At 31.7% G+C, this 25,034-nt stretch carries 19 protein-coding genes and 1 tRNA gene; 9 read left to right on the top strand and 11 right to left on the bottom strand.

Going from position 1 to position 25,034, the window contains the following annotated elements; all coding sequences use genetic code 4:
• Positions 1-2: 2 nt before the first annotated feature.
• Genes pstB through ABDB96_RS02785 form a run of 3 tightly spaced genes read right to left on the bottom strand, consistent with a single transcriptional unit; the run spans position 3 to position 4,442 of the window.
• Positions 3-1,322, bottom strand: coding sequence for a phosphate ABC transporter ATP-binding protein PstB (gene pstB / locus ABDB96_RS03950; protein WP_425528228.1), 1,320 nt, complete (start codon positions 1,320-1,322; stop codon positions 3-5).
• The gene (pstA, locus tag ABDB96_RS02790) at positions 1,312-3,309 is read right to left on the bottom strand and encodes a phosphate ABC transporter permease PstA (protein ID WP_343251272.1); all 1,998 of its coding nucleotides are present in this window, start codon (positions 3,307-3,309) and stop codon (positions 1,312-1,314) included. The genes pstB and pstA overlap by 11 nt, the downstream gene beginning before the upstream one ends.
• Positions 3,309-4,442 (bottom strand): PstS family phosphate ABC transporter substrate-binding protein, encoded by a 1,134-nt coding sequence (locus tag ABDB96_RS02785; RefSeq protein ID WP_343251271.1) that lies wholly within the window; start codon positions 4,440-4,442, stop codon positions 3,309-3,311. The genes pstA and ABDB96_RS02785 overlap by 1 nt, the downstream gene beginning before the upstream one ends.
• Before the next feature lie 240 nt (positions 4,443-4,682).
• On the opposite strand from ABDB96_RS02785, the gene mnmA reads away from it, so the two are divergent.
• The 6 genes from mnmA to ABDB96_RS02755 all read left to right on the top strand — a co-directional run bounded on the left by mnmA (position 4,683) and on the right by ABDB96_RS02755 (position 14,201).
• A complete protein-coding gene (gene mnmA / locus ABDB96_RS02780; RefSeq protein ID WP_343251270.1) occupies positions 4,683-5,816 on the top strand; it encodes a tRNA 2-thiouridine(34) synthase MnmA in 1,134 nt (377 codons plus the stop codon).
• A gap of 13 nt (positions 5,817-5,829) precedes the next feature.
• Entirely contained in the window at positions 5,830-8,541 is a 2,712-nt protein-coding gene (gene alaS / locus ABDB96_RS02775; protein WP_343251269.1) for an alanine--tRNA ligase, read from the top strand.
• A 1-nt stretch (position 8,542) separates the two neighbouring features.
• Entirely contained in the window at positions 8,543-9,538 is a 996-nt protein-coding gene (gene ruvX / locus ABDB96_RS02770) for a Holliday junction resolvase RuvX (RefSeq protein ID WP_343251268.1), read from the top strand.
• Positions 9,539-9,541: 3 nt separating this feature from the next.
• Positions 9,542-10,480, top strand: a complete 939-nt coding sequence (locus ABDB96_RS02765; protein ID WP_343251267.1) for a U32 family peptidase — start codon at positions 9,542-9,544, stop codon at positions 10,478-10,480.
• On the top strand, positions 10,467-11,702 hold the full coding sequence (locus ABDB96_RS02760) for a peptidase U32 family protein (protein WP_343251266.1): 1,236 nt from the start codon (positions 10,467-10,469) through the stop codon (positions 11,700-11,702). The genes ABDB96_RS02765 and ABDB96_RS02760 overlap by 14 nt, the downstream gene beginning before the upstream one ends.
• A 363-nt stretch (positions 11,703-12,065) precedes the next feature.
• Positions 12,066-14,201: a DUF31 family putative serine protease gene (locus ABDB96_RS02755; RefSeq protein WP_343251265.1), complete on the top strand. Its 2,136-nt coding sequence runs from the start codon at positions 12,066-12,068 to the stop codon at positions 14,199-14,201.
• An 85-nt stretch (positions 14,202-14,286) separates the two neighbouring features.
• Here the strand turns inward: ABDB96_RS02755 and ABDB96_RS02750 are convergent, their stop codons facing one another.
• Entirely contained in the window at positions 14,287-16,434 is a 2,148-nt protein-coding gene (locus tag ABDB96_RS02750; protein WP_343251264.1) for an ATP-dependent Clp protease ATP-binding subunit, read from the bottom strand.
• Between the two features lie 280 nt (positions 16,435-16,714).
• On the opposite strand from ABDB96_RS02750, the gene ABDB96_RS02745 reads away from it, so the two are divergent.
• A complete protein-coding gene (locus tag ABDB96_RS02745) occupies positions 16,715-17,053 on the top strand; it encodes a thioredoxin family protein (RefSeq protein ID WP_343251263.1) in 339 nt (112 codons plus the stop codon).
• Between the two features lie 52 nt (positions 17,054-17,105).
• Here ABDB96_RS02745 and ABDB96_RS02740 read toward each other — a convergent pair.
• From ABDB96_RS02740 to ABDB96_RS02720, 5 genes are all read right to left on the bottom strand, one after another.
• Positions 17,106-17,180 (bottom strand) — tRNA-Trp (locus ABDB96_RS02740).
• Between the two features lie 65 nt (positions 17,181-17,245).
• Entirely contained in the window at positions 17,246-17,479 is a 234-nt protein-coding gene (locus ABDB96_RS02735; RefSeq protein WP_343251262.1) for a phosphopantetheine-binding protein, read from the bottom strand.
• Between the two features lie 43 nt (positions 17,480-17,522).
• The gene (locus ABDB96_RS02730; RefSeq protein WP_343251261.1) at positions 17,523-18,140 is read right to left on the bottom strand and encodes a DUF5452 domain-containing protein; all 618 of its coding nucleotides are present in this window, start codon (positions 18,138-18,140) and stop codon (positions 17,523-17,525) included.
• Between the two features lies 1 nt (position 18,141).
• The gene (locus ABDB96_RS02725) at positions 18,142-19,221 is read right to left on the bottom strand and encodes a DUF5443 family protein (RefSeq protein ID WP_343251260.1); all 1,080 of its coding nucleotides are present in this window, start codon (positions 19,219-19,221) and stop codon (positions 18,142-18,144) included.
• Complete coding sequence (locus ABDB96_RS02720) at positions 19,212-19,562, bottom strand: hypothetical protein (RefSeq protein WP_343251259.1); 351 nt, start codon at positions 19,560-19,562, stop codon at positions 19,212-19,214. Before ABDB96_RS02720 ends, ABDB96_RS02725 begins: the two co-directional genes overlap by 10 nt.
• 244 nt (positions 19,563-19,806) lie before the next feature.
• On the opposite strand from ABDB96_RS02720, the gene ruvA reads away from it, so the two are divergent.
• Both ruvA and ruvB read left to right on the top strand, forming a co-directional pair.
• Entirely contained in the window at positions 19,807-20,499 is a 693-nt protein-coding gene (gene ruvA / locus ABDB96_RS02715) for a Holliday junction branch migration protein RuvA (RefSeq protein WP_343251258.1), read from the top strand.
• Positions 20,480-21,409, top strand: coding sequence for a Holliday junction branch migration DNA helicase RuvB (gene ruvB / locus ABDB96_RS02710; RefSeq protein WP_343251257.1), 930 nt, complete (start codon positions 20,480-20,482; stop codon positions 21,407-21,409). The genes ruvA and ruvB overlap by 20 nt, the downstream gene beginning before the upstream one ends.
• 7 nt (positions 21,410-21,416) lie before the next feature.
• Here the strand turns inward: ruvB and ABDB96_RS02705 are convergent, their stop codons facing one another.
• Both ABDB96_RS02705 and ABDB96_RS02700 read right to left on the bottom strand, forming a co-directional pair.
• On the bottom strand, positions 21,417-22,622 hold the full coding sequence (locus ABDB96_RS02705; RefSeq protein ID WP_343251256.1) for a Y-family DNA polymerase: 1,206 nt from the start codon (positions 22,620-22,622) through the stop codon (positions 21,417-21,419).
• 812 nt (positions 22,623-23,434) lie between these two features.
• Entirely contained in the window at positions 23,435-24,940 is a 1,506-nt protein-coding gene (locus ABDB96_RS02700) for an NADP-dependent glyceraldehyde-3-phosphate dehydrogenase (protein ID WP_343251255.1), read from the bottom strand.
• Positions 24,941-25,034: the final 94 nt, after the last annotated feature.

Here is a 25,034-nt window from a genome sequence, read left to right as displayed (position 1 = left end):
TCTTATCCTATCCTTCCACTAACATAATCTTTCGTCCGCTTTTGGACTGGTTGGGTAAATATTGCTTTAGTTGGTCCGGCTTCAATAATTTCGCCTTCATAAAAGAAAACAGTATGATCACTAATACGTTGGGCTTGGGCCATTGAATGGGTCACGATCACAATTGAGAATTTAGAACGTAATTGGTTAATTAAAATTTCAATTTTATTTGTCGCAATCGGATCCAAAGCCGAAGTTGGTTCATCCATCAATAAAACATCAGGACGTAACGCAATCGCTCGTGCTATACATAAGCGTTGCTGTTGACCACCTGACAAACTAAGTGCACTTTCATTCAGTATATCTTTTACTTCGTCCCAAAGGGCAGCACCTTGGAGTGATTCTTGAACAATTTTATCGAGCACATTCTGTTCTCTAATGCCGTGAGAACGCAAAGCATATGCAATATTTTCGTAAATTGAAAGATTAAACGGAGTTGGTTTTTGAAAAACCATTCCGACGCGAGTTCTTAATTCTAGTTCGGAAAGGACATTTGAATTGATGTTTTTGCCTAAAAACCAAACATCACCACTAATTTTTACGCCATCAATGACATCGTTCATCCGGTTTAAACTTCTTAATAAAGTGGACTTCCCACATCCAGATGGACCAATAAATGCCGTAACTTTATGCTTTAATAAATTAATGTTAATGTTTTTTAAAGCGTGTTTCTTGCCATAATTGTATCATAAATTTAAATTTTTAATTTCAAAAATATGATCATTTTGAAAATCATCTTTAAATGCTTGTAAATTAGGATTTTTATCCTGCAACATCCGCTTTGTTTGAAAAATCTGATTCTTAACATCATTCAAGTTATTAAGAAGATTTTGGTAGTCAGCCACTTGTTTGATTGCAGCCTTCGGGCGTTTTAAAACCTTTTGTAATTGGGTTATTTTATTTTGTAAAATAATTTGTTCACTTGAATCAATGGTTTTATTTTTAACTTTTTGTAAATTATTAAGTTCATTGTGCACGATTGCAATTTGCTGTTTTTTTCAAGTTCGAAACATTTGCTTTTTTTGTAGCAAGTAGGTATTTTTTAATGCTTTTAATTCTTGCAATTTCTGGACCAAATTACTACGTCTAGCAACTAACTGTTCCTTACGTTCTTTTCTTGCTTCTTTTGTTAGTTTATTTATTGATTGATAATCTATCAAGTTTGTTTGACAGGCATCTTCTCCATTGTGATGCAAGGTGGTTTTTTGGTCAAAATCAACATTAGCATTCAAATCAGGAACTTCAAAAAAAAGCTTTTGCGTATCTTTTTTGTTATCTGCCATGATTCAGTTTAACCCTTGGTAAATAGTTTTTTAATGATTGAATTTTTTTGATAATTTGTTTTTTAATATAGGGATATTGGGTAATTAATCACGGGATAATTAATTGGCCAATAATGACTAAAACTAAAATTAAAGCTAATGCCATAAATGCTGATTCGTACATAATCTGGGTAGCGTTAGCAGTAGGTGAAAATAATTGGGCATAAATCCTAGTTGTCAACGTTTGCCCCCACAACCCTAGATCAATGTGGTTTGCCGATGTTAATCCTGCTGTCAAATACAACGGGGTAGTTTCAGCCATAATCCTACCAATTGATAAAATCAAAGAAGTAACAATTCCTTGCAACGCCATGGGCAAAACAATTTTTTTAATGGTTTCAAACTTACTAACGCCTAAAGCATAAGAGTTCATTCTTAAAACTGCGGGAACATTTTCAAGGGCTTGCTGAATGGTACGAATAAAAGCAGGAATGATCACAATTGCCATTGTTAAAATCCCAGCAAGTAAAGAAACACTAGTTTTGCCGCCTGACGTTCATCCTAATGTTTGAATAAAAAACGCTAGTCCAAAAATAGCAAATAAAATTGATGGGGTTGCTCCTAGCGAATCAATAAAAAACAAAATCACTTGTTTAAGTTTACGATTGCGGGCGTATTCGTTTAAGTAAATGGCTGCAAGCATCGCAATTGGAAACGCAATGACAATAGTCATTAAGATAATGATAAACGTATTAACAATCGCTCGTCCCGTGCTATTGGCCGTGATTAACTGCACTGTATTTGTTGGAGTAACTAAAGCATTACCCCCATTGATTAATACAAATAACAAAATTGCTAAAATAAAAACGAATGTAATCAACAAACAAAAGGATTCCCAAAAAAGTTTTCACCCGCAGTAAAGGTTTAAAAAACGGTTGGTTCGTAAGCGTTCTTTAATAAAAATCGAGCGTAATTCTAAATGATTAAGATCAACACGAACCCTAGTTTTGGATGTCAAACATTCAAACGAATAACCAAGATAATTAGGGATAAATGTAAAAATTTTGGTCAATTTTATTTCGAGTTTTTTAACTCATAAATATTTCGTTTTAGTACGGGGTTGAATGCTTCAGTAAACAAAAGCATTGAGCATCATCGTAATGATAAAAATAACGATCCCATAAACATAAAGAACGCCCCGTAAGGCGTCACCGCCATTTTCGCTAAAAAAATTATAAGAAATCACCGTGCCCAAAGTCTTTAAATTAGATAATCATAACTGGCCAAAGCCACTTGCAAACGTTTGGTTAAAATTTTGGGAAGTTAAAATAAAGTTTAAGGCGGCAGTTTCTCCGATTGCTCGACCTGTAGCGACAATCACAGCAACAACCAGCATGCCGGACGCTTGTTTTTTAACAACTTTATAAATTGCTCTTGTTCTTTGGGTGCCAAGGGCTAATGAAGCTAATATTAAATCAATTTCCACCCCATCAAAAGCATTGTAGGCTAAAGCGACAACATTTGGTAAAACCATAAAGGCTAACATTACCATCGCCGTAATTAAGTTTCACGCTGAGGGTAATTTAAACACACGCTGAAAAAAGATTCCTAAAATGGTCGCAGCAAATAACCCAAAAATCACCGAAGGGATCCCGGCTAATAAATCAAGAATGATCCGGAAAAACCGTACCATTTTTCTTGGCATCCGGTACTTTAAAAAAATGGCTGTTTTAATCCCGATTGGCCCAGCAATCATAATAGCCCCAAAGGTTACCAAAAAACTAACCACTAACGGTAACCAAAAGCCACCTTTATTATTAGTCAAATTAATTTCAGTTGTAAACAGCGATGGCCCGTAAGCAATAAATCCCGGAATTGCTTTGACAATTATGAAAATCATCACGGTAACAAAAACCAACACAATAAACCAAGCAAAAATCGCACTTAAAGTGTTAAAACCCTGGTTTTTGAAGTTTTTATTAAACAGTGAATAATGACCCTTTATCATTAGAATTTTACCCCAAATCTGGGACTGTTTTCAAAATCATAGTCAGCTGTTCAAAAGTTGTTAAAGTGCATTTTTACGATTTTTTTAAAATCTAAATTATTGACTTTTTGATCGAGAGAAAACATTTGTTTTTTCTCAGCATCTGATAATTCAATTAAGCCTTGACTTTCGTAAATTTTTTTAATTTGACTTACTACTTGCTCATTAACTAGGTCATCATAATTACTAAATAAGATTCACTTGATAAATCTTTGAATTGGGGAGATTTTTTCACTATTAAGTGAGATCATTATGTTAAACGGACGGACCCACCGGTACGTTTGGTTCGCAACTGTTTTAATTTCTGGAGCAACTTGCTGGTTAGTAGTTTTATTAATGTAACTCATTAATGCAAAACCATCGGCACGAATTATTGATAAATTGTTTAAAATATAACCTAAGCCTAAATAAATAATTGAACCTGGGCGGTTTTTTGCCTGGGTTTTAAAAAACGTGTAAGCCTCGGCGTTACTCTCGCTAGTTTCCACTGTTTTGCCAACTTGATATTTACCAGTTGATAAGATCTCTTTAACGTTAGCATTAATCTTGCCAGTATCAAAACCTGAGTCTTTCAAGAAGGCTTCGGCTGTCCCTGAAGCACCTGACCCGCCCGAACGGGCATATCCTTTTAAAACAATGTTCTGATCAGGCGGAATGTTATTACCAGTATAGAATTTCTTTAAAGCAACATCTTTAACGCCAGCAAAGGCATCATATAAATCCAAAATATTTTCTTGGGAAATAGCAAAATCTGTGCCTTGATAATTGGCTGGCGGAACAAAAATTAAACCGATGGCGTCCTTAGCAATCGTAATTGTTTTGATTTTGCGTTTTTTTCATGAGGCAACTTTTTGATTTTTAGTGATCGTATCAAACGGCGACTTTGATGCAGTACCAATTAACGTGCTACCATCAGCAATGCCGTTAATGCCTACACCAGAGCCGCCACCTTGAACGTTAATTTCGACGTTATGTGACTGACTATAAGCGGCCGCCATTTTTTCTAAAAATGGCTGGACTGAACTTGATCCTTGGGCATCTAAAACAGCAAAATTTCCGCAAGCTGAAGTAATAATTGTAACACTTGAAAACACCAACAACCCGACTGCATACCAACGAAGCTTAAATCTTTTTTTAAGTTGCATGTCCAATTTAATTTGTGATCTTAAATTTTTTCGTCACAAATTATAACATATTTCGTCACAAATTATAACATAATTATAGTGATGTTTGAAACCGTGTCAATCTAGTTAAAACATTAAAAAATAAAGCGTTTTTAGTAATTTACTTATTTAAATTAGAATATAAAGTAAACAAAATTAGTAAAAATAATCATGAAGAAAAGTAAAAAACTCGCTGTTTTAGGGCTTTCAGGTGGAGTGGATTCGGCGGTTAGTGCTTATTTATTACAGCAATCAGGTTACGAAGTAATCGGAATTTTTATGCAAAACTGGGATCCGATTATCAATGGAGATTTTCAAGGTCATAAAAAACTAACAACTAGTGGTTGCTCAGCAATTGCTGATTTTCAAGATGCCAAAGCCATTGCTGAAAAATTGCAAATCAAATTAATTAAAGTTAATTTTGTACAAAAGTACTGGGATGATGTCTTCCAAAAAACGCTAAATGAATTTAAGCAAGGATTAACGCCAAATCCCGACATTTTATGCAACCAGTTTATTAAATTTGGCACAATGTTACAATACGTGAAGCGACATTATCCAAATGCAAAATTTGCAACTGGTCATTATGCTAAACTAGTTAATCTAGACAACCATTACTTACTGCAAATTCCAATTGATACTAACAAGGATCAGACTTACTTTTTGTGCAATTTAAACAAAACACAACTAAAAGATTGCCTCTTTCCGCTCGCTGATTTAAATAAAACTGAAGTTAGACAAATTGCCCAGCATTTAAACTTAATTGTCGCTTATAAAAAGGATTCGACAGGAATCTGTTTTATTGGCGAACGTAAATTTAAGTTATTTTTAGAAAATTATTTCCAAAAAAAACCAGGGAAGATAATTTTATATCCACAAAAAAAAGTCATTGGAAAACATGACGGATTGATGTTTTATACAATTGGTCAACGCAAGGGCTTGGCAGTTAATCATCCCTTAAATGAGCCCATTTTTGTCTTTAGAAAAAATAAATCCAAAAACGAACTGCATGTTGTTGGCCAATCCTTTCAAGATCAGTACTTAATCTCAAAACAAGCAACCATAAAAAACTTTAATTGAATTTATGATGATCACTTAAAACCAAAAATTAATGAAAAAGTTTTAGTCCGCTTCCGCCACCGCCAACCCCTTATTGAAAGCTACATTAAAAAATATGGCAAAGACGCGGTAGTACTATGTTATCCATCTGGATCCAAAGCAGTAACTCCAGGACAATATGCAGTACTTTACTCGCAAGAAAAAATTTGTTTAGGCGGTGGTAGAATAATAACCACCAAAAAATAAGGAAATTAAAACAATGTTTGATAATTCACATAAGCAAAAAATGACAGGAAATCAAATTCGACAAATATGAATCGATTTTTTTAGCAAAAACGACCATTATTTTATTGAATCAAAGTCACTTATTCCCAAAAATGATCCTTCTTTATTGTGAATTAATGCGGGGATAGCTACCTTAAAAGATTATTTTTCTGGAAAAACCTACCCGCCAGCATCGCGATTAGTTAACTCGCAAAGATGTTTGCGTACTAATGACATTGAAAGAGTGGGCATGACAAGTCGCCACCAAACCTTATTTGAAATGCTAGGCAATTTTTCCATCGGGAATTACTTCAAAAAAGAAGCTATTTTCTTCGCTTATGATTTATTAATTAACTATTATAACCTTGATCAAAATCGTTTGTATGTTACCGTTTTTGAAGACGATAATGAAGCCTACCAACATTGAATTAATTTAGGAATCAAACCAGATCATTTGGTACGGGGCAATCGGGATCGCAACTTTTGAGATCTAGGATCAGGACCGTGCGGACCTTGTACGGAAATTTTTTATGATCGGGGTGATAAATATGATCCTGAAAAAAAGGGAATTGATTTATTCATCCATGATTTAGAAAACGATCGGTATGTCGAGATTTGAAACATTGTTTTTAGCCAATTCAATAATGATGGAAAAAACAATTACACAGAATTAATTCAAAAAAACATTGATACTGGATCAGGTTTTGAACGTTTGGTTAGCATTTTGCAAGATGTGCCGACCAATTTTGATACTGATTTATTCTTGCCAATTATTCGTGAAATTGAAAACCATACAAATAAAAAATACAACGTTGATGATTACTTTCTTAACGACCTTAACAAACACCAACAGCAAGTAGCCTTTCGCATAATTGCTGATCACTTAAAAGCATGCGTATTTGCGATTGCTGATGGGGTTTTACCTAGTCCAAAAGAACGGGGTTATATCATTAGACGACTCTTAAGAAGGGCCTTAATTTACGCATATAAACTTGGTATTAAAAATAACTTTTTTGAACCGGTTGTTCGAAAAATTATTGCGTTATACCAGGATTTTTTTCCTCATTTAGCTTCCCAAAATGCATTTATCATCAATGTTTTAAAAACCGAAGAGCAAATGTTTAAAACAACCATCAATCATGGTTTGGGAATTTTTAATAATGCTATTAAAGAGCAATCACTCAATGGCCAAGTTTTATTTAAACTTGTGGAAACCTATGGCTTTCCAATTGAATTAATAAAAGAATTAGCAAACGATCAAAAAGTTAAATTAAATTGACAAGAGTTTCAAACCTTGTTCAAGATGCATCAAGAAGCATCCAAAAATAAAAATAATGTCCCTGGTATTGAAAAACAAAATGCTAATTTACTGGCTTTCGAAAAAGTTAACACTTTTGATTATCGCGCAAATAGTGTTATGGGCAAAGTAATTGGTTTATTTGATGACCAATTGCAACCCGTATCACAAATTGTTAATGGTAGTGGGTATGTTGTTTTTGACCAAACGGTAATTTATGCGACTTCTGGCGGACAACGTTTTGATGAAGGATATGCGACTAAGGGTGATCAAAAAGTAAAATTTGATAATGTTGTAAAAGCACCCCATTTGCAACATTTACACCACTTTAAAAAGGCGTCATTTGCAATTGGCGAGGTTTGAGAAGTTTCGCACGATGCAAAATGACGCCGTTTGGTTGCTAAAAATCATACACTAGAGCATGTCATGCACGCTGCTTTAAAACGAATTATTGGCCCTAGCATTAAACAAGAAGGGGCGTTTAAAAGTGCTTATAAAGCAACATTGGATTTCAGTTATCCCGCCCGATTAAGTGATGAACAGTTAACAGCAGTTGAAGATGAAATCCGCCGCATCATTGAAAGTGATTTATCCGTTGAAGTCATTTATACTAGTTTAGAAGAATCAAAAAAAATGAATGCGATTGCTTACTTTGAAGATGAATATAAAAAACATAATCAGGTTCGGGTGATTAAGATTGGTGATTATAGTGTGGAATTATGCGGGGGTACACATTTGAACAAAACTAGTCAAATCGAAGAATGTTATATTTTTAATTACGGTTCGCAAGGATCAGGGTCATGAAGAATCGAAATTATCAGTTCATTTGAAACAACAAATGCATACCTTAAGGAAAAAATGACCTTTTTTAAACAAAAAATTAAGGAATTTGAAGAAGAATGCATCAAAACAAACCTTCACAGCAAAAAATTAAACGAACTATTAACTAGATTTGAACTACCCAAAACCATTAGGCAATTGCGGCAAAAAACACGTGATTTTGAAAAAATTGCTCAATTTTACAAGCAGGTTAAAATTGAACATGATAAAAAAAATCGGGAAAACAAGATTGAAGTTTTAAAAAAGCAATTTATTGCAAATATTCAAAATCATGTTTCAATCAATTTTTTAAATAACCAAATTACTAGTGAAATTAATAGTGCTATAACAAACGCAACTAATGAACAACAAGATATAGTTTGTATTGTTTTCAATCAGGTTGCAGGTAAACTACAGTACATGGTTGGTAAAAAAACGGAAAATAAAGATTTAAACGCGAACATAATCGTTCAAAGCCTAAACGAAAAACTCAAGGGTAAAGGTGGCGGTAATAATCATTTTGCCCAAGGCGGAACGGTTCAAGTAATTGATCAAAAAGAAATTCTTAAAATTTTAAAAACCATTATTTAGTATGCATTATTTAGCACTTGATGTGGGTTCAAAATATATTGGCATGGCGTTAGCTGATAGCGATTTATTAATTGCTTCGCCATGAAAAACGATTCAAGTAATTAAACGCAATTTCCAAAGGGCGGTTTTGCAAATTCAAAGTGAAATTTTACGATCAGGCTACAAGATTGAAGTTTGTATAATAGGATATCCGTTAAACATGAATCTAACCAAAAGTCAAACAACTTTCATGGTCGAACAATTTGCAACAATCTTTCAAAAAATTTTTAACTCAGTCTATGTTGTTTATGCAGATGAGCAACAAACAACAATGCAAGCCAATGAATTATTGTTTGCAATGGATTTGAAAAGTTCAGTCCGCAATAAAAATTTAGATCGGGTTAGTGCGGCCATTATTTTACAAAACTACTTGGATGCAAATTTGCAGCATTTAAAAATTTTAAATTGCAGTATCGCCAATAAAATTGCGGTTATGCGGGCGGCTAATTTACAATTTCTAAAAGATTATTTATTAAATAAACCAGCAATAAAAAACATTTTAGAAATTGGCACCGGTTGCGGGTATAGTGCCCAAATTCTTAGTGAAATAAAAACCGTAGAATCAATTACAACAATCGAAAAAGATCAAAAACGTTTTGAAGTGGCTAAAGAATTACTAAAAGATAATTCCAAAGTCAAATTAGTTCACGTTGATGTTAATGACTTTAACGTTAACAATTTCTATGATCTAATTATTTTGGATGGACCAAAAAAACAATTAGTACAGTTGTTTAAGAAGTTTGAAAAGTTCCTAACAAAACATGGGGCAATTGTCATTGATAACCTTTATCTAAAAAACGTGTATGATCAATACAAAATAAGGAACGAAAAACGGCTTTTACCGCTATTGCAAGCCAACCAAGAACTCCATGTTTTTTTAGAAAAATTAATGGTAAATAAATACAAGATTTGATTTGATGAATCAGGTGATGGTTTAGCAATCATTGAAGGAAAATAAAGAATGAAATTAGTGACAATGCCGTATGATGTTGATCAGGCAATGGAATTTATTAAAGGCAAGGTTGATTGCTTATTGCTTGCCAACAAACAAATTAGTCTACGATACGCCAATAGTTTTTCCTTTAAAGACATTATAAAAATAGTTAATAACAAGCAAAATAGTCAAGTTTTTGTATTAGTGAATCAGTTCTTTTTTGAACCACAATTAGAAACTTTAATTAAGCACTTAAAGTTTTTAGATAAATTAGATATCGATGGAGTGTATTTTCAAGACTATGCCGTTGTTCAAATCATTCACGAACACAATTTAAAATTAAAACCGATTTATCATTCAGAAACACTTGTAACAAGTTACGGTCAAATCCCTTTTTTTATTAAAAACCAAATTAACCACGTGGTTTTGGCACGCGAATTGTTCTTAAGTGAAGTTAAGCAGATTGCCAACCACAAACCAGAAAATTTTCAAATCGAACTACAAGGCCAAGGTTTTATGTTTATCATGCACTCGCGTTGAAAAATGATTTCTAATTTTGAAAATTACAACCACATTAGAAATTTGCATCAACAAAAACAATTATGAATTAAAGAAGCATTACGAAAATGACCAAATGCGATTTATCAAGATAAATTTGGAACGCACATGTTTAGCGGTTATGAAATATGTGTGATGTCAATTATTGACCAATTGCATAAAATGAAAATCGATTACTTACGAATTGATAATGTAATGCAAACGAGACAGTGATGTGAAAAAATAACAAAAATTTATCAATCAACAATTGCATTGTTAAGACAAAATAAGCTAACTAGTAAACAATTAGAAAAAAATGTGACGATCATTAAAGGCATTGTTAAACCAAATGCGATAACACCAGCATTTTTGGGCAAAATTGAAGACATCTATCATTTAGAAAAAAGTGAACAAAATGAACAAAAATAAACCTCTTACAAAAACCGAACTATTAGCACCTGCTGGTGATTACAAAAAAGCAATTACGGCTTTAAAATACGGAGCTGATGCTGTTTTCTTAGGTGGCAAGGCCTATTCATTAAGATCACAAGCTTCCAACTTTTTTATGCAAGATATTTTAAACACGTGTAACCAAGCCCATCAATGAAAGAAAAAAGTATATGTTGCTTTAAATGTGATTTGTCATAACGCTCTACTTGCTGGGTTTAAAAAATTTATGGCTGATCTAGTTCAAACTGGCGTTGATGCATTAATTGTGGCTGATCCGTTCATTATTGATTATGTTTACCAAACCTATCCAGATTTAGAAATGCATTTATCAACCCAACAATCAGTAACCAATAGTATGGCCGCAAAATTTTGAAAAAAGAATGGTTTAAGCCGGATTGTTTTAGGGCGCGAAGTAAGCATGAATGAACTAACCCTATTAATGGAAAACACAAGAAATGTTGTGGAGATCGAATGCTTTATTCATGGGGCAGTTTGTATCTCGTATTCAGGGCGATGCATGATGTCTAATAATTGATCATTGCGTGACTCGAATGTGGGTGGTTGTGCACAGTCATGCCGTTGGTTGTTTGATTTAAAAAATGCCGAGCAAACAACCGCTTATAACGCGAAGTTTACCATGTCGCCAAAAGACATGATGTTATTAGATGAAATTAAAAAAATGATGGAACTTGGGGTGGCATCTTTTAAAATTGAAGGCCGGATGCGTTCGGTTAATTATGTGGCCACAGTTGTTAAATCATACCGTACGGCAATTGACAACTTTTATCGCCAAAAACAGTCGGATGCACAAGAAAAAGAAATGCTTAAAAAACTAAAAAAAGACCTCAAATATGCCGAAAACCGACCAACAAGTATCGCCTTTAGCAAGGGGCAGCCAACTGTTAAGGCAATGTTATATAATGATCGAAACCAGGATGTTAAGCAAATCTTTGCCTTCATGGTTCTAAAAAAAGTTGGTAATTTGTATGAAGTTATTAGTCATAACAACTTTCAACAAAAGCAAATTTTTAGTATCATTGGGCCAAAAGTTCAAATTGATAAAATTAAAATTAAAAACTTATATGACGAAAATAAAAAATTGATTGACGTCGCTAAAACGCCAATGCGGAAATACTACATTGAATTTGCAAAAAAAGTTAACTTAAAGCCAAATGATATTGGTCGAATCGAGAATAAGTAAATCATGTCTTCACTGTTCCTTATCTCAGCAAAAATCTGTAAAATTTTGGTCAGGTTTAAATATTTGTTCATCATATATAAGTTTGGTAATTGCTAGTTTATATAGTTCAAAAAACAATTAACATTTAAATTAAAAATAAAATGAAGATTTTTATTAAAAACCGTCATTATTATGACTTTAAATTAATATTATTAATCCATTCTTCAAAATGCTTTTAGCAAATTTTAACATTGCAATTTTTGCTATAATTATATTGATGAAATAAAAATCATTTCTTGCAATTTTATTGGGCTAATGTTTGGCCATGATAGAAAATAAAATAACAATTTAAAGGGTTTTTTATAGAAAAATTAGTTAAATCAAATGAAAATAATCAAGTTCAAGAAAAAAAACTTAATAGCAAGTTTAACTATTGCAATTCCATTAATTACGACAATTACATCAACTTGTAGTATCGGTGTTAGGGAAAATAATGGGCAAGATCGTGAGTCATCAGAAACCGAAAATAAACTGCAAGCAAACGATAACAAATCTGTGCAAATTGCTAAAGAATTTTTTAACAAAATCAAAAACACAAGTGTAAGCACATTTGACTATAACGCGAATAAAAGAGCAAAAATAATTGCAAAAACAATTAACAGTTCACATACTGTCAATCGTCAGATTAAGGATGATGACAAAAAAATTCCTGAAAAACCAACAGGATTTGATTATGAAATTTCCGCAGTTGCTAATGATCGTCAGGGAACAATAACGGTTAAAATTGCTTTAAAAAAAGATAATAAGTACTATAACCCAATAACAGGAATTCAGGGTTGAATTCGATTTGGAAATACAAAAGATATTGTTATTAACGGTTATGACAAATATGAAGGCGATCTAATTGTTAATCATTTCAATCAAATCAATTCGCAAGTAGTAACAGTTGATGCTAATAAAGATAAATTGCCATCAGCAGTTCTTAGTGCAATTGGTAATCACTCGATTAATGACTTAAAAAAAATCAATGCTCTAATTAAGGATTACCAAATACCATCACCACTTAATGGTTATGAATATGAAATTAGTGCAACTGCTAATGATAATAACAGAACAATTACTTTTCAAATTGCTCTAAAAAAAGGTAATAAGTATTACCATCCATTAACCGGAGATGAAAGTTTAAGCAAAAATGGTAATACTAAGGAAATCGTAATTAGTGGTTATTTGAAAACTGAAAGAAATGAAAAGATGATGATCGTCGATCATTTTAAAAAAATTCCTTCAAAAGCAACAACGATCGACATTAATAAACAAAAATTACCTTCCACGATAACCAATGTTAAAAAGGACCAGCAAATTACTAATTTGCAAAAAGCAAATGCCTTAATTAAAGATCACAAAATTCCAGCAGTTCTTGATGGATATACCTATGATATTTCCGTTGATAATAGTGACGCTGAGGGAATAATTATTATAAAGGTTGCTTTAAAAAAAGGTAATCAATACTATAGTCCAAACACTGGCGGGCAAAGCCAAACTAAAGATGGTAATACAAAAGAAATCTTAATCAGTGGTTTTGCTACAACAGAGAAAACATTATCACCAATGAATGATCCTTACAAGTTTATTTACCAAAATAGTTTTTCTTTAAGTTATGAACATCACTTCAAAAATAACAAAGGAATTACAGCCACCAGCTGATTTGGCACGGGTTGATTATTTGATTATAGTTATGTCGATAAGGCTTCGCCAACAGATCCAAACTATACTGTGATCGTTTTTATCGCCACAAATCACCACGTTACTAGTAGGTTAAATAACAAAACGGCAAATTTTAAATTATCTAGATATGACAACCAAAAAAACGTTTTCGAACAAAAAAAACTTGTTAATAAACCTGAAGTCTTTTACCAAGCGTCTGGGGTTTTAAAAGGAGATAAAAAACCATCCATTGATTTTAGTGTTTTAAAACTTACCTTAAAACATACAACAAAACAAACTGAAGAAAATAAAATTATTGATAATTGGTTAACTCCAGCGATCGAAAATTTAAAAAAATACCAAAATTATTTGGAGTTATTTGCCGCACAATTACCGACCCGATCGGCAAACTTCTACATTGGTGGTTATCCTTATAGTGCTAGATTAAAACGTCCTGTATTGAAATTTAACGACCTTGTTCAAAATGGAAAAGGACAAGCAATGGGGAAGTGATGCTTTATTGATTGTAATCACAAAACAAATTATTATCGATCATTTTATGTTGCCAATTCTCATCTAGGTCAAGGCGCATCTGGTAGTCTTATTGCTTGAATGAATAAGGACAAGCCCGTAATTACTGGAATCTATTCAGGAACAGCAGTATATAAGCAAAACGGTGTAGTCAAGCAAACAAATTATGGCCTTGCTGAAACATTAATTCAAAAGAATAAATTTGATCTAATTGGGGGAACTAATCATCGGTCTTATAAACAAGTATTAGCCGAAAAAAAGATCAAAACGCATTTTTTTCAGTAAGTAAAAACAATCAAAAATAATCTTTAAAAACAACGAACAAATTGTTCATACGCAATTAAAGATTATTCTGACTTTGTTTTTGAAATTAAGAAATTATTTTTGACATTGGTACTAATTGCAACTTTCGTTCCGAATTTAACTCTAGTTCGTAGTTTATATTCTTTTTAATGTTGCCCGCAATGATTAACTCTGCTAAAAAGTTTTCAATATTGCGTTGAATGTAACGTTTTAATGGTCGAGCTCCAAATTGCTTGTCATAACCGTTCCGACGAATGCTGGTTTTTAGGTTTGAACCAAAATTAATCAATAAAGATTGGGCTTTCAATCGGGACGACAATTCGTCGGTCAAACGGTCGACAATTTCGGCAACGGCCTGATCGCTTAATTCATTAAAAACAATCACTTCATCAATCCGATTAATAAATTCAGGACGCATCATTTTTTGTACTTCATTGATAACTTCATCCTTTTTACCACTTAAAATGCTTTGTGATCCAATATTTGAAGTCATAATAATAATGGTGTTCTTAAAATTAACAACACGACCTTGACCATCGGTTAGCCGACCATCATCTAAAATTTGTAATAAAATGTTCAAAACATCAGAATGGGCTTTTTCAATTTCATCAAACAAAATCACGCTATAGGGTTTGCATCTAATTGCCTCGGTTAATGCGCCTGCTTGGTCGTAACCAACATATCCAGGAGGAGCACCAACCAATTTGGAAACTGAATGTTTTTCCATATATTCACTCATATCAAAACGCAACATGGCTTTTTCATTATCAAATAAATCATAGGCTAAGGTTTTTGCAACTTCAGTTTTACCAACTCCAGTTGGACCTAAAAATAAAAACGAACCAATTGGCCGGTTGGGATCATTAATATTAGCCCGGCCTCGTAAGACAGCATTAGCAACCCTTGTTAACGCTTCGTCTTGACCTTTCACCCGGGTTTGCATTTGTTTTTTCAATAATAATAACTTTTCTTTTTCTGATTCTAATAATTTATTTAAGGGGATTCCGGTTGTTCTTGAAATTACTTCAGCAATTTCGTTTTCGGTAATTACCGTTTTAAACAAATCATTTTTAATACTTTTGACAGCTTGTAATGCTAAATCTAATTCTTGTTTAACTTTTGGTAATTCACCATATAAAAGTTTTGATGCTTCTGTATACAAACCATCATTTTGGTATTTTTCAACTTGACTGTTAATTGTGTTAATTTTTTCTTTTAACTCATTGACTTTTTGGTGGGCTGATTTTTGGTTTTGCCAATCACTATTTAACAGTGATTGTTTTCCTTTTAAATTGTTTAATTCGACTTGAATTTGAACAATTCGACTTTTATGCTCAATCTGGTTATCTTTGTCTTTTTTTAAAGCAGCCAATTCTGTTTCAAGGTGAATAATCTTCCGGTTTAAAGAATCCAGTTCTTGCGGTTGTGAATGCATTTGTGTTTTGATTCTTGCAGCTGCTTCATCAATCAAATCAATTGCTTTATCGGGTAAAAAATGGTCCGAAATATAACGATCTGAAAGTTTCACAGCAGCAATCAAAGCGTTGTCTAAAATTCCAACTTTATGAAAGATTTCCCACCGTTCTTTTAAACCACGCATGATGGTTAATGCTTCTTGTTGATCGGGCTCATTAACCATAATCTTTTGCATCCTTCGCTCTAAAGCTCCATCTTTTTCAATATATTCGCGGTATTCTTTTAAGGTTGTTGCCCCGATTACCCTAATTTCACCACGAGCCATCATTGGTTTTAAAATATTAGCAGCATCCATCCCGCTTTTATCGCCACGTTTACCCATACCAACTAATTGGTGAATTTCATCAATAAATAAAATGATCCGTCCGTTGGATTCTTTGACTTTTTTTAAAATGTTATGGATTCGTTCTTCGAATTGACCGTGATACATTGTTCCAGCGACAACTGATGACAATGATAATTCAATAATCTCAACGTCAGTTAGATTATCAGGAATATCACCACTAACAATTCTTTGTGCAAAACCTTCAACAATTGCCGTTTTACCCACACCGGGCTCACCGATTAAAACTGGATTATTTTTGTTTTTACGACTAATGATTTCAATCAATCGTCTAATTTCGTCACCACGACCGATAATTGGATCAATTTTGTTACGAGCAACTTCGTCATTCAAATTACGACCAAATTGTTTCAATAAATCTTTTTCATTATTTGCTGGTTTAAAATTGCCAAACATACCAACTCACCTCCTGGGTAAGTAAATCATATTTTTTATTATTATAACATAATTTAGCACTCCATTATTAAGAGTGCTAACATCCTTGGATTAATCAAAAGATAAACGATTAATCATAAATTTATAAGAATAAAATGCCGTGGTGAAGGTGATACTATTACTTTATAAAAAGTATGTATCTAATTTCATTTAAAATACTGTCTTTATTAGATAAAAATTTAAAATAGAATATAATTTTAGTAGAAAAAATTATGATAAAAGTTAATCAAGGAATATAGTCATGAAAGAGAGAAATATCGGTTTGCTTCAATTGGATCAAGAATTGCAGCAATCCGAAAAGCCCGTGTTAGTTGTTTTTTATGCCATATGGTGTCCGTATTGTCAGGAAAATGTACCAATTGCTAAAAAAATTTTAGAAAAAAACAATCATGAAGGAAACTTTTATTTAATTCGCGTCGAAAATGAAGATGATGTCTGAATGGAAGATGGTAATAAAAAATGAAATCTACAAGTCGTTCCGACATACCGTGTTTATCAGAATCAAAAAATATTATGAGAAAACACTGGTCCGATTCAACCCGTTTCATTAACAAAAGCACTTAATAAGTTTTTTGAATAAAATCAAAGAAAACAAAAAAAGCGCAACAGTAAGTTGCGTTAATCATTTTATATGGCAGGGGTAGCAGGACTCGAACCCACAACACCTGGTTTTGAAGACCAGTGTTCTACCATTGAACTATACCCCTAGAAAACGTTAATCTTGGCAATTAACGTTAACATTCTATTATATTTTTTAAAATTTAATTCATTATTATTTTAATTTTTCAATTACTGCTAATAAGTCATTAATCGTTCGTAAACGCATTAAAACCTCATCATTTAACTGGATGTTTAACCTTTTTTCAAGAAGGACGACGATTTGGTATAAATCAAGTGAATCTAATCCCAAATCTTTAAATGGTAAATTTAAGGCTTTTTCATCAAGTTGATTAACTTTTAATTTTTGTTCTTTAATAATATCTTGCAAATGTTCTAAAACTGTCATTTGAACCTCTAAATTTTATTGTTGACTATCAAGCAAATGCAAATTATATATTATCCGGACTACGATCCATTAAATTCACCTTAATTTGGTCTCAATAACGTTTGGGAAGTTCTGAAGAACTACGATCATTTTCAAACCACCACACAGCATTAATTAAAATTCGTTTTGCTGGAACGTTAACATCATAATCAATATCTAGTGATAATTGTTTTTTAATCGCTTTAAAGTACGGATGGGCATAAATTGCCTGAATTAGTCAGTTTCTAAGATTTTTATTCAAAACATCTTCTTTAATTTCAAATTGATTGCTTCTTTTTGAAAAATCTGCCATTACATTACGATAATTTATTAAATTATCTCACTGAGGTTGATTAAATAAAAAACGGTGAATGTTCGCATACAAATACTTATAATCTTCATTATTACCAAATGGATATTGTCGTTTTTTTAATTCGCTGGAATTTTCTGGATATGAATCAACTGTTTTATTTTCTTCAATTATTGGCAATAAACTTTCTTCTTTTAATAGTTGTTCTTGTTCAGGTTTATTCACCTCTTTTTTATTAGTTAAAAAGAAGGTTCTAATTCCTAAAGCAACAGTGCTTGTTAGCAAAATCGAGCAAACAGAAAAGGTTAAAATCTTCCTTCATTTTTTAGTCATTTTATACTTTTACAAAACCACTTAATGAATTAATCATCTGGTACTCAAAATTAAAAAAATCTAAGTGTTTCGGATCATTAAATGCACGAATATAATTAAATGTATTTGTTGCCTTAATATTGTAAAAAGTATTGCCTACTTGTGTTTTAAAGATTAATTCATAATAACCTTGCCCACCATTTGGTAAAAATAAATCATGACCATTAACAACTTCTTTAAATAAAACTTTTTTATTTTCATCGTACAAAAGCTTAACAGGATTTCGTAAAGCAAAAGTTGAATTAGCTTCCACTTTTTTTCAATCATTATCTTCCACTTTTAAAGTACGGTATTGATCCACATCTTGTACATGGTAATAAAAATAAAAACTGAAATTGGTAATAGTCATGGCCATCGTTGAATTTATTTTGATTAAATCAATAATTTGGTCTAATTGTTTCATATGATCATAATAATTCATCGATCAAGTTAATGTGAATTGTTTTCCTGAATTATCATGTGTTGGTAATTGACTGTAAAGCTCAGTTTTTCCTTGATGATTATTCAATTGTAAAAACGAATCCAAACGAACTTGTGTGCTAAGATCGATGCGGTAAAGATCATCTAATCATGTTTTAAGGGCTAATGGTTCTAAATAATTTTGAATGGATTCAAGTAATTTTAAATTGGGATTAAAGGTTATTTTCAAAGGTAAAATTAAATTTGCCAAGTTGTCATTGCCAAATGAAACGTTTTTCTTACTAATTGCAAAATTTATTTCATATGGGGTTCATTCTGGTTTATCATTACTAAATCCTTTTGATTTCAGCGGAATATTATTTTGCTTAAATTCAGGAAGTTCCACTGTTGCTAAAAAAATATTGTTTGGCAAAATACTTTTTGAATTTACTAGTAATTCAATTCGAAAAACAATAGTTGTTGATGTGGTCGTGACGCTAACAGCATGAATTTGGGCTGCAAAATATTGGTTTTTCTCACCAACGTTACTATCGATAGGGTTTAACTTTCACAAGGAAGCATGCGAATTAAGACTATGTCCTACACTGCGTTGCGTTATTTGTGTGTTCATGATTATTGACATGAAAAATACCTAGAAAATTCTTTACAAGCACGATCTAATGATTTATAAATTCAAGCATCACTAAAATGTAAATCCTCTAAGCTTTGCTTTTTTTCAATAACCTTAATAAGAATTTTTGAGTAGTGTTGATCTAAATTTTCTAGAACATCATCAACACATTGAATATAATTAAGCATTACTTGTTTTTTGATTTTCTTTGACTGTTTAGGGTTAATCATTTTCATTGTGTTGTTATTTTTTAGCAAAAACTTATAATAAAGGTAATTTTCAAAAATTTTTTTAGTCTGCTGGCGGTATTCGTTTTTATTAAAAAAACTTTTTTCATTTATTTTTCGGTTCATAATTTCCTCCCATATACGCCATAATCTAGCAAATATTTAAAAATCTGACAAGATTTACTTGCGTTTCAAAAAGCATAATTTTTCCCTTATATATAAAGAAAAATATTGCAAATGATAAAATATTTTTTATTTTTCAAAAAAAACCTTTTTTAATGTCTGTTTTATTCAGTTGGAAAAAATGTTTTTTAAATTTTTTGTAATTTTTTTATTTTTTTGACATTTAAGTATATGGAGGATCAAAAAAATGATTGCAAACTTATTTGGATACATCAGGTATGCAGGAAAAACCCGTTTAATTGTTGATGTTAACCACATTTCCTACTGAGTTAACGTTCATGAAAATCATAATTTCAAAACATCGGATGAAAAAGGCGTAAAAATTAATTGTTTCCAAATTAAACAATTGGGAAAAAACAATATTATTACTGAAGAAATTTATGGGTTTGATTCAATTGAAAAAAGTAATTTTTTTCGAGATTTATTGTCATGTCAGGGGATAGGGCCAAAAACCGCATTACAAATAATGCAAAATGATTTGAATTTAATTCAATCGTTAATTCGTGATAGCGATAGTAATGGCTTAAATCAGTTACCTGGAATCAACGCCAAAACAGCACACACTTTAGTTGGCCATTCCTGAAAACCGTGGATGTTAGGTACAAGTTATAAAAAACAAAACGATAAACATCAAAGGACAAAAATAGAACAAAATAATTTTGATGCATTGAGTGTAAACACAATCTATCAAGAACCTGATTTTAACCAAACATTTATGGAAATATCTGATACTTTAAAATCTTTGGGTTATAAAGATAATTTGATTCATGACACTTTGATCGAAATGGATATTGCTCAAAATGATGATGTAGCATACTGTGTTTCTGAAGCAATCAAACGCATTGCATTAAAAGAAGAAAATGAATGTCATTCGTCCTAAAACATTTTCTGAATTCATTGGCAAAGAAAACATTAAAGATCGCCTACAAACTTTTATTCAAGCAAGTATCATTAAAAAACAACAATTAAGTCACACTTTACTTTATGGGCCACCCGGAGTAGGCAAAACTTCAATTGCGATGATTTTAGCGAATAGTTTAAATACAAAGATCAAAATTTTGCAAGCACCGCACCTACAACGACCTAGTGATTTATTAAACGCCTTATCAATTTTAAACAAAGGTGATCTTTTATTTATTGATGAAATCCATGCTTTAGCACCCAATTTAATGGAAATTTTATTTCCTTTAATGGAAGATTTCAGTATCGACATTGTGCTTGGCAAAGAATTTAATTCCAAAATAACAAGGATGAAATTACCTGCTTTTACATTAATTGGTGCAACCACTCAATTTGGTAAAATCTTAAATCCACTAGAAGAACGTTTTGGAATTATTATTCATTTAGATTATTACCAATTTGATGAAATTCAGGGAATTGTTGAAAATCATATGAAAAAAATTGGTTTAAAAATAACTGACGATGAATTTCACCAGTTAGTTCGGAACTGTCGTTGCACACCAAGAACTGCCTTGCGTTTAACAGAACGTGTCGCTGACTATAAACTTTTAAATCCCAATATTGAGGTCAAAGAAATTTTAAAGCGACTGGAAGTTTACGATTACGGTTTAACAAAACAAGATATTAATTATTTAAGAAGTTTGGCAGCAACGCCAAGCAATCCTTTAGGAATCAAATCATTAAGTTTAATCATTGGTGTTGACATTAATACATTAGAAACGAAAATTGAACCCTATTTATTAAAAACAGGTTTAATCAATAAAACATCGCGAGGTCGATTAATCACTAAAGAAGGTCTATACTATTTAAAAAACAATCCCCTGTTTTAATTATTTTTTATTCTTTTGATTTTAAATCACTTCCAAGGTTTAAAATTCTTTTTCCTAATTCATAATTGATTTCGCTAGCAATTTTATATAAAACTTCGTCTTTTTTAATTGCATTCTTATTTTTATCAAAGATATTATTTTCAAATAATGGAAGCACAGTCTTGATGTCTTTGAATGATTTTAAATTTCCTAAACTAACTCCAATTAATCTTACTGGATCACCTGTTCATAATTGGTCCAGTAAGATTAAACTTTTATTAATTAATTCGCCTTTAGTCTGAATATAATTCGGAAATTTTCTATTTTTGGAAGCAACTATAAAACGATTATTTTTTAACGAAACACTAATGCTCATAAAAGCCATTTTTGCACGAGTAGATCGTTCAAAAACTTCAATGCATAATTCTGTTAAAATTTCTTGTAATTCGTTAAAATCTAGACAATCACTAATTAAGGTTTTAGATAAGCCAATTGTCTTTGGATCATTCATATAAGGATTAACAAAATTAGAACCTTGACCATTAGCGTGTGACATGATGATTGAATATGTATTTTTAAAAAAATTTTGCAAAATTTCTGGTCGGTCATATCTAGCTAGATCTCCAATGGTTTTTATACCAATGCCTTCAAGATAAGAAACACTATTTTTACCAATGCCATGCATCGAATAAATTGGTAATTTTCATAGCATATCTGGGATATCTTTAAGTAGCATTTTAGTAATTCCCATGGGTTTGTTTAAATCTGTCGCCATTTTTGCTAAAAACTTATTTTCACTAATACCGATCGAAACATTAAGATGTAATTTTTCCAAGACTTTTTGTTGGATTTTTTTAGCGAAAAAATAAGCATTGTCAAATTTTTTAACAATATGAGTTACATCTAAATAACATTCATCAATCGATCCGATTTCAATTATTGGACTAAATTCTTTTATTAATAAATCCATAAACATTTCCGAATACTTCAAATATTCATTAAAATGAGGATAGATAATATTGACATTAGGACATTTTTTAATAGCTAGAAAAACTGGTTCACCAGCTTTAATTTTAAATTTTCGTGCTGCATAATTGGCACTAGCCACTACGGTTCTGCGTGATTTACCAGCAACAATTAGTGGAACATTTCTTAATTTAGGATTTAAACATTCTTCAACAGTAGCAAAAAAAGCATCTAAATCCAAATGAAAAATAATTTTTTGTTCTTTCATTTTTTTAATTATTCCCACGATCACTACTTTATGTATTTTATAAAATGAACTCTTAAAATAAAAAACTGTTAATTGATAATAAATTTACATTTATAAAACTTGAACAATCAATAATAAAAAATATTCCATAAATTTAAGTTTAAAATTCATTTACATTATTAAAAAATAATTTGTGAAGTAAATTTTTAAGTATTGGTTTAGCAAGTTTGAAACTCAGTAACAGTTGCATAAACTTTGTAAAAGCAGAAATTTTTATGTTTATCTAATTATAAACCCAGTGGTTATATTGGTGCCTTTATAATATTTTTGTTTAATATGAAAAATTAATAAACTGTTTAAGAAAAATAAATTCGATCTTTTTTTGAGATAATTTAAAGCCCATTGTTTAAAATTCTTTATTTTCTGCAAACTAAAATGTTCTGAAACGTCTTGCTTACGCAATTTTTATACTCATTAAAACACTCATCTTATTGAAATTCTATCCGAAAGTTATTTAGAAATTGCCTTGTCAAATCTAAAATTCGTAGAAAAATAACAAAAAAATAAAAATCTAATAAAATATTACTCACTGTCATGTTTAATCTGCAAAAGAATTAATTAATCTTATCCTAATATTTCTTGCTCTTTAGCAATATCAAAATTATTACTAGAATTTAAATATAAAAAGGATTTTTACTTAAATTTACAAGAAATTAATCACTATTACCACGGACTGATCTTAATCATTCAAACGAAATAAAACAGCCAATTTTTATTCATAAATTTATTTTTCATAAAATCGATAAATTTTTATTGATGATAGTAAAAATAATTTATTTGTTGACAATAAAACCTTTATAGCGAGTTAATGATAACAACGCATCCTTAATGCCCTGAACACCAACTCCCGAATGTTTCACGCCCAAAAATGGAAAAATATCTGGACCTCGTGAAGAAGAACGATTTAAGTTTACTGTTCCAACTTGCAGCAAAGGAACCATTTTCGCGGCTTGCTTGTCATTTTTTGTAAAAATCGAACTTTGCAACCCATACTCCGATTGGTTATGTACTCTAATTGCATCATTGACATCTTTAACTTCAATAATTGGTAATACTGGGCCAAAAGGTTCTTCCCAAGCAATTCGCATTTTTTCAGTAACATTACCGATCAGGGTTGGTTGAATTCAATTATTTTCAGCCGTTCCGCCAACTAAAATTTTCGCTTTTTGGTTTTTAGCATCATTAACTAATTCCATAATGTAATTAGCTGATTTTAAATCAACTACAGGAACAACTGACGGATTATCTTGCGGGTTACCCAAATGCAAATTATTAACTTCTTTGATAAGTAACTGGGTTAATTTTTTAACAATTGGTTTTACAGCTAAAACTCGCTTAATTGCTGTACATCTTTGTCCCGAATAACTGAAAGCTCCCTTAACAATTTCTTTTGCTGTGTTTTCAAGATCGGCATCTTCCAAGACAATGGCAGCATCCTTGCCACCAAGTTCTAAAAATACATTCCCAGTTTTTGCCATTGCTAATAATTCTAGACCAATTGCCGTACTACCAGTAAAGGAGATTGCCGATAAATGTTCATTTGTGTTTAAAGCATCGCCAATCTTGCTGCCCTTACCAACAACACATTGGTAAACACCGCTAGGAAGACCAGTTTTTACTAAAAGTTCGGAAAATTTAATCCCAATAATTGAACCTTGTGTGGATGGTTTGAATACCACTGTATTTCCGGCCATTAGTGCGGGAACAATCTTACCGATTGCCGTATTCACGGGATAGTTAAAAGGAGCAATACACAAAACTACGCCTAATGGTTCACGATAAAAATATCCGGTTTTGCCCTTAACACCGTTAATTTTTTCACCAATAACTTCTGGTTTTTCAATTAATTTTTTATATACCTTGATCGTATCACGGATGTACTCGACCGTTCGCACAACTTCTGCCAATGAATCTTTATAAGATTTGGCAATGTGATCAACCATTAAGCGAGTGATTTCTTCCTTGTTTTTATCTAATAAATCTGCAAATTTTAGCAAAAATTTGCTACGTTGATCAACAGAACATGTTGACCATTTGTGAAATGATGCTGCTGCTGATTCATAAGCATGGTTAACATCATCTAGTGACATTCCATAAAATGAACCACATGGCTTAAGATCGATTGGTGAATTAATTGTAATCAATTCTTTCGATGTAACCTGTTTATTGTTAATTAGTCCGGACATTTTTTCGCAAGAAGCCAAAACTGGCCTACCTTGCGAACCACAACCGGTTTCTACATGTTGTTCCTTTTTTTGCTTTTTGGTCATCTTTTTCATCTTTAAAAACTCCTAGATGTATCATCCCCCATGTCGTTTTAAATCAGTTGAGATGATGATTTTAATACCTGCACGATGACTATGTTATAAACTA

The sequence above is a fragment of the Mycoplasma amphoriforme A39 genome (assembly GCA_000723365.1).
In the GTDB taxonomy this organism is placed as follows: domain Bacteria; phylum Bacillota_I; class Bacilli_A; order Mycoplasmatales; family Mycoplasmoidaceae; genus Mycoplasmoides; species Mycoplasmoides amphoriforme.
Note: the sequence above shows the minus strand (reverse complement) of the source record. Positions and strands in the feature narration are given on the sequence as shown.